The sequence below is a fragment of the Mycobacterium sp. TH-M103 genome, from assembly GCF_057473785.1.
Genome location: NZ_JBYCLG010000082.1, coordinates 1 through 9,416 on the forward strand (window position 1 = coordinate 1; position 9,416 = coordinate 9,416).

Consider the following 9,416-nt stretch of genomic DNA (forward strand, 5'->3'; position numbering starts at 1 on the left):
GGGCAGGTAGGTGGCGGCGAAACCCTCGACGGCCGCACGCAGCCGCCCTACAGGACCCTGTCGATCCATCGCCGGGGTTCGTCGATCTCGGCCGGCAGCGGCAGCGTGTCGGGCCCCGACCACACGGTGTTGAACCGCTCCATTCCGACCTGCCCCACCACGTGGTCCACGAACGCCTTGCCGCGGGTGTACTGACTGAGTTTGGCGTCGAGCCCCAGCAGGGCGCGCAGCACCCGCTGCAGCGGCGGCTGCCTGCGGTGGCGCCGCTCGTCGAACCGACGGCGGATGGTGGCCACCGACGGGATCACCACCGGCCCGACTGCGTCCATCACATGGTCGGCATGCCCCTCCAGCAGCGTCCCCAGCACCAGCAACCGGTCCAGGGCCTCGCGCTGCGGCTCGGACTGCACGGCCCGCACCAGGCCCAGGATCCCCGACGACCCGGCGTCGGCCCCCGCCCCGCGGCTGCGGACGTAGTCGGCCAGCCGGGCCGCGACCTGCCCGATGTCGTCGCCGGCGCCCTCGGTCAGCAGCCCCAGCGCCTCCGACATGTAGTCGGCCAGCCAGGGGTTGGCCGTGAACTGCACCCGATGGGTCACCTCGTGCAGGCACACCCACAGCCGGAAGTCCGACGGATCGATCCGCAGCTGCCGCTCGACGGCGATGACGTTCGGATACACCAGCAGCAGGCAGCCCTGTTTGGCGGCCGCGAACGGGTCGTACTGCCCGAGGATCCCGGAGGAGACGAAGGCCAGCACCGCGCCCGTCTGCGCGCCGGTGACGCGGCCGGTGAGAAAGCCCCGCGGCTTTTCCGTGCCGTTCGTCATCACCCGCATCGACTCGGCCGCGGCCCGCACCCACTCCGGGCGGTCGACCACCCGGGCCGCCGGCACCGACCCGTTGGTGGCCAGGCCCGTGACGTCGCGCACCGGCGGTTCGGCTTTGGCGGCCGCCACGGTCAGCTCGTCGATCACCTGGCGGCGGGTGTAGTCGCTGAACGGCGGGCCCGGCCGGGCGAGCCGCTGCCCGACGGTGGCCGCGAAAGCCCAGTCGACGGCGGTGCCGAGGGTCAGGTCTGGCGCCGCGGTCACGTGGCGCATCCGCAGAACCACAGCTTGGCCGCCAGCGCGTCCATCGCGTTGCGGCCGTTGGGGCCCGCGTCGTTGGACAGGAACGCGAACGTGAGCACCCGTCCGCTGCGGTCGGTCACCACCCCGGCCAGGGCGTTGACGGCGGTCAGCGAGCCGGTCTTGGCGCGCAGCCAGCCGGCGGGGCCCTGGTTGCTCGCCGAGTCCAGAAACCGGTCGCCCAGCGTCCCGCTGCCGGCCGCGACCGGCAGCAGATCCAGCAGCGCCCGCAGCCCGGGCTGGTCCGGCCCCGCGGCCGCCTGCACCGTGCCGTCCAGCGTCTTGGCCGTCAGGCGGTCGTCGACCGAGAGCCCACTGGAATCCAGCAGCGTGACGCCCGCGGTGTCGACGTGGGCGGCACCGAGCCGGTTGGTCACCGCGTCGACGGCGCCGGCGAAGCTGCGGGGCCGATTGATGGCGGCCGCCACCTCGCGGGCGATGCATTCGGCCAGAACGTTGTCGGAGTGCTCCATCATCTGCGACAGGCGCTCGATCAGCGGCGCCGACTGCACGACGGCCAGCTGCCGCGCCCCCGAGGGTGCCGTGGCGATCTTCACGGCGGCGGGGTCCAGGCCCAGGGCCTTGGCCAGTTCCCGGCCGGCGTCCAGCGCCGGGGTGCGCGACCGCCTCGAGTTCACCGTGGTGGGCTGGATGCGCCCGGCGTCGATCATCACCGACTCGATCGGGGCGATGTCGCCGTTGTCGACGTCGGCCGGATCCCAGCCCTGAGCCAGCGTCGGGCCGCTGTAGGCCGAGGTGTCCACCTGCACCGCGGTCGGTGTCACGCCGCTGCGCCGGACCTGATCGACGAGGTCACTGATGCGCGCCGAATCCTTGTACCAGGTCTGCGCGCCCGGCGGCGCCGCGGACAGCGCCGGGTCCCCGGCGCCGACCAGCACGATCGGCCCCTGGGCGTTCTGGCTGCCGGCCACCACCCGGGTGCTGATCCGGGCCTGCCGGTCCAGCGTCAGCAGCGCCGCAGCCGCGGTCAGGATCTTGTTCGTCGAGGCGGGTACCAGCGGCAGGTCGTCGGCCACCTGCCAGAGCTCCATGCCCGTCATGGCGTCGGTGACCCGGCCGCCGAGCCTGCCGAGGTTCGGGTCGGCCGCCGCGGCCCCCAACGCCGCCGCCAGCCCCGCGGCGCCGGGCACCTCGGCGGTGTCGCTGACCGGGACCAGCCCCGGCTTCACCGTCGGCGGGCGCGGCGGCGGCACGGTGGGCCGCGCGCCGCTGGCTCGGTGCCCGCCCATGGTGAGAAACGTTGCTGTGCCGATCACGGCGGCCACGAACACCAGCACGGCCAACCCGAACAGAATCCGGGTTGATTTTTGCCAGCGAGTAGGACCCATCACTCTCCTGACTGTCTGACCCCATTGTGCCGAACTCCTCACAGGATGCATCGAATAGGGTGGACGCCCGACAGGGCGGAACCAGATGAAGGAGCCAACACGGTGGAATTCGACGTGACCATCGAGATTCTCAAAGGCCAGCGCAACAAATACGAGATCGACCACGAGACCGGGCGGGTGCGGCTGGACCGCTACCTGTACACCTCGATGGCCTACCCGACCGACTACGGATACATCGAGGACACCCTCGGCGAGGACGGCGACCCGCTCGACGCGATGGTGCTACTGCCGCAGTCGGTCTACCCGGGCGTGATCGTGGAGGCGCGTCCGGTCGCAATGTTCAAGATGACCGACGAGAAGGGCGGCGACGACAAGGTTCTGTGCGTGCCGGCCGGCGACCACCGCTGGGACCACGTCCAGGACGTCGGCGACGTTCCGGAGTTCGAGCTCGAGGTGATCAAGCACTTCTTCGTGCACTACAAGGACCTCGAGCCGGGCAAGTTCGTCAAGGCTGCCGACTGGGTGGGCCGCGAGGAGGCCGAGGCCGAGATCCAGCGCTCGATCGAGCGGTTCAAGGCCCAGGGCCACTGACACCGCGGTAGGAGGTCAGGCGGCGGACCTGGAGACGCGGCGGTTGCGCAGCACGCTCCAGGTCCACGCCGCCCCCACGAAGACCACCCCGACCGACGCGGTGAACGTCTCGGGGATGTGGAACCGCGGCTCGACCGAGATCAGCATGATCACGGCCAGCACGCCGATCGCCCAGTGCGCCCCGTGCTCGAGATAGACGTAGCGGTCCAGCGCCTCCTGGCGGACCAGGAAAATGGTGATGGACCGGACGAACATCGAGCCCACCAGTCCCAGACCCAGCGCGATGACGATCGGGTCCGAGGTGATCGCGAAGGCGCCGGTGACGCCGTCGAACGAGAAGGCGGCGTCGAGCACCTCGAGGTAGAGGAACAGCGTCAGGCCGGCCTTGCCGACGGCCGCGCCGGGGGGCTCGTTGGCGATGACGGCCTCCACGTCCGCCGGGCGGAAGGCCCGGCTCAGGCCGTTGACCACCAGGTAGGTGACCAGGCCCAGCAAGCCCGCCGTCAGCACCGTCGCACGCTCGGCGGCGGAGTGCGTCAGCCCGTTGCCGACGAGCGCCAGCGCGACCAGCGCCACGCTCACCGCCACCTGACCCAGCCGGCCGATGCGGGCGAAGGGCACCTCGATCCACTTGAGCCACTTGATGTCCCGGTCGTAGAAGACGAAGTCCAGGAACAGCATCAGCAGGAACGTGCCACCGAACGCCGCGATCTGGGGGTGCGCGGCGATGACCAGCTTCTCGTAGCTGGGTGAGCCGTCCGGGAACACCAGCGCGCCGTGCGGCGGCGGATGCAGCGCCAGCTCCATCGCGCGGACCGGGTCGATGCCCGCGCTCGCCCAGACGATGACCAGCGGGAACAGCAGCCGCATCCCGAAGACCGCGATGAGGATCCCGACAGTCAGGAAAATCCGCTGCCACAGCGGGCTCATCCGCTTCAGGACCGCGGCGTTGATGATCGCGTTGTCGAAGGACAGCGAGACCTCGAGCACCGCCAGCACCAGCAGCAGGAACAGGTCCTTGGTGCCGCCGTGGGCGTATCCGAGCGCGAGGGCCACCGCGGTGAGCAACAGCGAGACCCCGAAAATGCGCAACGCGGCCATGAATCCTTCCCAGACAGCCGCTCACATTAGCGAAACCCGGTCGCCGCCGCGCCCGTCGGTGGCGACGCAACGACGTCGGGGCACTATCTTCAGCCTGTGTCGTTGCATCGGGTCGGGCGGCCGGGGGTGCCGCCCCGGTGACCGGTGTGGGAGCCTCCAGCGGTCCGGTGGCCCGCGGCAGCATGGCGCGCGTGGGCACCGCCACCGCCCTCACCGCGCTGTGCGGCTACGCGGTGATCTATCTGGCCGCCCGTGACCTGGCTCCGGGCGGTTTTTCGGTGTTCGGGGTTTTCTGGGGGGCGTTCGGGCTGGTCACCGGCGCGGCCAACGGATTGCTGCAGGAAACCACTCGGGAGGTCCGGGCGACGCGCTACTTCGAGGTGCTGCCCGGCCCCGACGGTACGCGCACGCACCCATTGCGGGTCGCCGCGCTGGTCGGGGCCGCCGCGGCGGTCGTCATCGCCGGCAGCTCGCCGTTGTGGGGCGCACGGGTGTTCGTGGACGCGCGCTGGTTGTCGGTCGCGCTGCTCAGCGTCGGACTGGCGGGATTCTGCCTGCACGCCACGCTGCTGGGCATGCTGGCGGGCACCGACCAGTGGACGCAATACGGGGCGCTGATGGTGACCGACGCGGCGATCCGGGTGTCGGTCGCCGCGGCCACGTTCACGCTGGGCTGGGGGCTCGTCGGGTTCCTGTGGGCCACCGTGGCCGGCGCGGTGGCCTGGCTGGTCATGCTGGCGGCCTCGCCCGCGACCCGGCTCGCGGCCCGCCTGATGACGCCCGGCGGCACGGCGACCTTCCTGCGGGGCGCCGCCCATTCGATCACCGCGGCCGGCGCCAGCGCGATCCTGGTGATGGGTTTCCCGGTGCTGCTGAAGCTGACCAGCACCGAGCTGGGGGCGCCGGGCGGCGTGATCATCCTGGCGGTGACGCTGACGCGCGCTCCGCTGCTGGTGCCGCTGACCGCCATGCAGGGCAACCTGATCGCGCATTTCGTCGACGAGCGCAACGACCGGCTGCGGGCCCTGATCACGCCGGCGGGGGTGATCGGCGGCATCGGCGCCGTCGGGGTGCTGGCCGCGGGTGTGGTGGGGCCGTGGCTGCTGCGGATCGGGTTCGGGGCGCAGTACCAGGCCAGCGGCGCGCTGCTGGCCTGGCTGACCGCGGCCGCGGTGGCCATCGCGATGCTGACGCTGACGGGCGCCGCCGCGGTCGCGGCCGCGCTGCATCGGGCCTATTCGCTGGGCTGGGTGGTCGCGACGGTGGCGTCGGGACTGCTGCTGTTGTTGCCGCTGCCGCTGCCGGCCCGCACCGTGGTCGGCCTGATGTGCGGTCCGCTGGTGGGGATCGGTGTACACCTGGCGGCGCTGGCGCGCACGGGGCGCATCACCGGCTGAACGATGTCCCGGGTGTAGGTTATGGGGATCGAAAAGCGCTATCCCGACGTCTGGGTCGTCATCCCCGCCTTCAACGAAGCCGCCGTCATCGGCGAGGTCATCGGCGACGTCCGTGCGGTCTTCGACCACGTCGTCTGCGTCGACGACGGCAGCACCGACGGCACCGGCGAGATCGCTTTGCGGGCCGGCGCCCACCTGGTGCGCCATCCGGTCAACCTCGGCCAGGGCGCCGCGATCCAGACCGGCGTCGAGTACGCCCGAAAACAGCCCGGGGCAATGGTTTTCGCGACGTTCGACGCCGACGGCCAGCACCGCGTCAAGGACCTGGCCGCGATGGTGGACCGGCTGTGCGCGGGCGACGTCGACATCGTGATCGGAACCCGGTTCGGCGGCACCGAGAGCAGCCGGCCGCCGCTGCTGAAACGCGTTGTGCTGCAGACCGCCGCGCGACTGAGCCGGCGCGGCCGCCGCCTCGGGCTGACCGACACCAACAACGGGCTGCGGGTGTTCAACAAGAAGGTCGCCGACGGGCTCGACATCACGATGAGCGGCATGAGCCACGCCAACGAATTCGTCATGCTGATCGAGGAAAACCATTGGCGGGTGGCCGAACAACCCGTCGAAGTGCTCTACACCGACTACTCGAAGTCGAAGGGGCAGCCCCTACTCAACGGTGTCAACATCATCTTCGAGGGGTTCCTGCGGGGCCGGTCATCGCGATGAAGAGGACGTGAGAGATGAACTGGATCCAGGTGCTGCTGATCGGGTCGATCGTCGCGCTGCTGGTCTATCTGCTGCGGTCGCGCCGGAGCGCGCGGTCGCGGGCCTGGGTCAAGGTCGGCTACATCGCCTTCGTGCTGGCCGGCGTCTATGCCGTGCTGCGGCCCGACGACACCTCGGTGGTCGCGCACTGGTTCGGGGTGCGCCGCGGCACCGACCTGATGCTCTACGCGCTGATCATGGCGTTCAGCTTCACCACGCTGAGCACCTACCTGCGGTTCAAGGACCTCGAACTGCGCTACGCGCGCCTGGCCCGGGCCGTGGCGCTCGAGGGCGCGCAGGCACCCGAACAGGCTTAGCCCGCACGCACCGTGCGGAAGTAGTCCACGGTGCGGCGTACCCCCTCGTCGAGGCCCACCCGCGGGCGCCAGCCCAGCACGCGTTCGGCCAGGCCGATGTCCAGGCAGGACCGCTTCAGGTCGCCGAGCCGCGGCGGGTGGAACTCCGGGTCGTCGGGCGCGCCGGCGGCCGCCGCCACCGACGAATGCAGTTGGCGGTCCGACGTTTCGGTGCCCGTGCCGATGTTGAAACGCTGCCCGCCGCCCGCGTCGCCGGAGGCCCTGACGAAGGCCTCGACCACGTCGTCGACGAACACGTAGTCGCGGGTGTTGCCGCCGTCGCCGAACACCTTGGTGGGCTTGCCCGCCAGCAGCGCCTGGGCGAAGATCGCCACCACGCCCGCCTCGCCGTGCGGGTCCTGGCGGGGGCCGTAGACGTTGGCCGGGGCGATGTGGGAGCAGTCCAGGCCATACAGGTGGCGGAAGGTGTTGAGGTAGATCTCCCCCGCCACCTTGCCCGCGGCGTACGGCGACACCGGGTCGGTGGGGACCGACTCGGGGGTCGGGTAGAACGGCGGGACGCCGTACACGGACCCGCCCGACGACGTGTGCACGACCTTGCGCACACCGGCGCGGCGCGCCGCCTCGGCCAGGCGCACCGTGCCGATCACGTTGACCGACGCGTCGAACTGCGGGTCGGCCACCGAGCGCCGCACGTCGATCTGCGCCGCCAGGTGGAACACCACCTCGGGGCGGTGCCGGTCCAGGACGTCGCCCAGATCCGCGGTCACGATGTCGGCTTCGACGAAGTCGTAGGCCGGGTTGCCGGCCAGGTGCTCGAGGTTGGCCGCTCGCCCGCTCGCGAAGTTGTCCAGCCCCACCACCGTGTGACCGTCGGCCAACAGACGGTCGACTAGCGTCGAGCCGATGAACCCGGCTGCCCCGGTGACCAGTGCGCGCACCGGCCCACCATACATAGCGGCGGCCGCCGCGGGGCTGATCGCCGTGCAGCTGGGCATCCACGCGGCGCTGGCGTTCGGCGGCTACTTCTATTGGGACGACCTGATTCTCGTCGGCAAGGCCGGCACCGAGGGCCTGTTGTCGCCGTCGTACCTGTTCGACGATCACGACGGTCACCTGATGCCGGCCGCCTTCCTGCTGGCCGGCGCCATCATCCGGGCCTCGCCCCTGAACTGGACGGGGCCCGCGATCAGCCTGGTGGTGCTGCAGTTGCTGGCCTCGCTGGCCCTGCTGCGCGCCCTGTACGTCATCCTGGGCTGGCGCCGGGTGCTGCTGATCCCGTTGACGTTCGCGCTGTTCACCCCGCTGGCGGTGCCCGGGTTCGCCTGGTGGGCGGCGGCACTGAACTCGCTGCCGATGCTGGCCGCGCTGGCCTGGGTGTGCGCCGACGCGATCCTGCTGGTGCGCACCGGCAACCAGCGCTACGCGGTGACCGGCGCCCTGGCCTACTTCGCCGGCCTGGTGTTCTTCGAGAAGGCCGCGGTGATCCCGTTCGTCGCCTTCGCCGTCGCCGCGTTGCTACGTCACGTCTTGGGCGACCGGTCGGCCGTGGTGACGGTGTGGCGGGCCGGCGTGCGGTTGTGGGTGGCGTCGCTGACCCTGACCGCCGCCTGGGCGGCCGTCTATCTGGCCGTTGTCAACCAGCGGCGGTGGAGTTTCGACCTGCCGATGACCGGGGCGCTGTTGTGGCGATCGGTCACCCACGGCATCGTGCCGGGGCTCGCCGGCGGGCCGTGGCGCTGGGCCCGGTGGGCGCCGGCGTCCCCGTGGGCCACGCCCCCGCCCGCGGTGATGGCGCTCGGCTGGCTGGTGCTGGCCGGGCTGCTCGCGCTGTCCCTGGTCCGCAAGCAGCGCATCGTCGCGGTCTGGCTCACCGCGGCCGGCTACGCCGTCGCCTGCCAGGTGCCGATCTACCTGATGCGCTCGTCGAAGCAGACCGCGCTCGAGCTCGCCCAGACCCTGCGGTACCTGCCCGATCTCGTCGTGGTGCTGGCGCTGCTGGCCGCCGTCGCGCTGTGCGCCCCCAACCGGGCGGGGCCGGCGCGCCGGCTCGACGCCTCGCCCGGGCGCGCCGTGGCGGTGGGGATCCTTGCTGCGCTGTTCGTGGTCAGCAGCCTGTACTCGACGGCGACGTTTTTGACCAGCTGGCGCGATAACCCCGCCCAGCCCTACCTGCGCAACGCCCGCGCCGGCCTGGCCGCCGCCCGCGCGGCCTCGCCGGCGCCGCTGCTGGACCAGGAGGTCGACCCGCTGGTGCTCCAACGAGTGGTCTGGCCCGAGAACCTGGCCAGCCACCTGTTCGCACTCCTGCGGGACCGACCCGAATTCGCCCCGGCAACAACGCAACTGCGCATGCTGGACAGCTCGGGCCGGCTGGTCGACGCGCACGTGACATGGGTGCGCACCATCGTGCCGGGACCGCTGCCGCGGTGCGGGTACTTCGCGCAACCGGACAAGCCGGCGCGGCTGGTGCTCGACGGCCCCCTGCTGCCGGCCGACTGGACCGTCGAACTCAACTACCTGGCCAACAGCGACGGCTCGATGACGTTGTCGCTGACCCAGGGGCCCGGCGTCAGGGTTGCGGTGCATCCGGGACTCAACCGGGTTTTCGTGCGCCTGCCCGGCGCCGGCGACGCGATCACCGTGCGCGCCGACACCGCCGCGCTGTCACTGTGCCTCGCGTCGGGACCGGTGGGATTCCTGACCCCGGCCTGAGGCATGGAGCCGTGGAGCCGTGGAGCCGCCTAGGAGAATCGAACTCCTGACCTATTC

General features: G+C 71.3%; 9 protein-coding genes. 5 read left to right on the top strand and 4 right to left on the bottom strand.

Going from position 1 to position 9,416, the window contains the following annotated elements:
• Positions 1-47: 47 nt before the first annotated feature.
• On the bottom strand, positions 48-1,091 hold the full coding sequence (locus tag AC2VOR_RS04755; protein ID WP_486963286.1) for a zinc-dependent metalloprotease: 1,044 nt from the start codon (positions 1,089-1,091) through the stop codon (positions 48-50).
• Positions 1,088-2,476, bottom strand: coding sequence for a D-alanyl-D-alanine carboxypeptidase/D-alanyl-D-alanine endopeptidase (gene dacB / locus AC2VOR_RS04760; protein WP_486963287.1), 1,389 nt, complete (start codon positions 2,474-2,476; stop codon positions 1,088-1,090). The genes AC2VOR_RS04755 and dacB overlap by 4 nt, the downstream gene beginning before the upstream one ends.
• Before the next feature lie 102 nt (positions 2,477-2,578).
• On the opposite strand from dacB, the gene AC2VOR_RS04765 reads away from it, so the two are divergent.
• Positions 2,579-3,067 carry an inorganic diphosphatase gene (locus AC2VOR_RS04765; protein WP_369736666.1) on the top strand — a complete coding sequence of 163 codons (489 nt, stop codon included), beginning with the start codon at positions 2,579-2,581 and terminating at the stop codon, positions 3,065-3,067.
• A gap of 15 nt (positions 3,068-3,082) precedes the next feature.
• Here AC2VOR_RS04765 and AC2VOR_RS04770 read toward each other — a convergent pair whose 3' ends face one another.
• Positions 3,083-4,168 (bottom strand): DUF475 domain-containing protein, encoded by a 1,086-nt coding sequence (locus AC2VOR_RS04770; protein ID WP_369736665.1) that lies wholly within the window; start codon positions 4,166-4,168, stop codon positions 3,083-3,085.
• Between the two features lie 182 nt (positions 4,169-4,350).
• Between AC2VOR_RS04770 and AC2VOR_RS04775 the strand changes: the two genes are divergently transcribed.
• Genes AC2VOR_RS04775 through AC2VOR_RS04785 form a run of 3 tightly spaced genes read left to right on the top strand, consistent with a single transcriptional unit; the run spans position 4,351 to position 6,644 of the window.
• Positions 4,351-5,565, top strand: coding sequence for a hypothetical protein (locus AC2VOR_RS04775; RefSeq protein ID WP_486963289.1), 1,215 nt, complete (start codon positions 4,351-4,353; stop codon positions 5,563-5,565).
• Positions 5,566-5,586: 21 nt separating this feature from the next.
• Complete coding sequence (locus tag AC2VOR_RS04780; protein WP_486963288.1) at positions 5,587-6,288, top strand: glycosyltransferase family 2 protein; 702 nt, start codon at positions 5,587-5,589, stop codon at positions 6,286-6,288.
• 14 nt (positions 6,289-6,302) lie between these two features.
• Positions 6,303-6,644: a DUF2304 domain-containing protein gene (locus AC2VOR_RS04785; RefSeq protein WP_369736664.1), complete on the top strand. Its 342-nt coding sequence runs from the start codon at positions 6,303-6,305 to the stop codon at positions 6,642-6,644.
• On the opposite strand, the gene AC2VOR_RS04790 is transcribed toward AC2VOR_RS04785, so the two are convergent.
• Positions 6,641-7,585, bottom strand: coding sequence for an NAD-dependent epimerase/dehydratase family protein (locus AC2VOR_RS04790; RefSeq protein WP_369736663.1), 945 nt, complete (start codon positions 7,583-7,585; stop codon positions 6,641-6,643). The genes AC2VOR_RS04785 and AC2VOR_RS04790 overlap by 4 nt on opposite strands.
• Here AC2VOR_RS04790 and AC2VOR_RS04795 point away from each other — a divergent pair.
• A complete protein-coding gene (locus AC2VOR_RS04795; RefSeq protein ID WP_369736662.1) occupies positions 7,551-9,359 on the top strand; it encodes a hypothetical protein in 1,809 nt (602 codons plus the stop codon). The genes AC2VOR_RS04790 and AC2VOR_RS04795 overlap by 35 nt on opposite strands.
• The last annotated feature ends 57 nt before the right edge of the window (positions 9,360-9,416 follow it).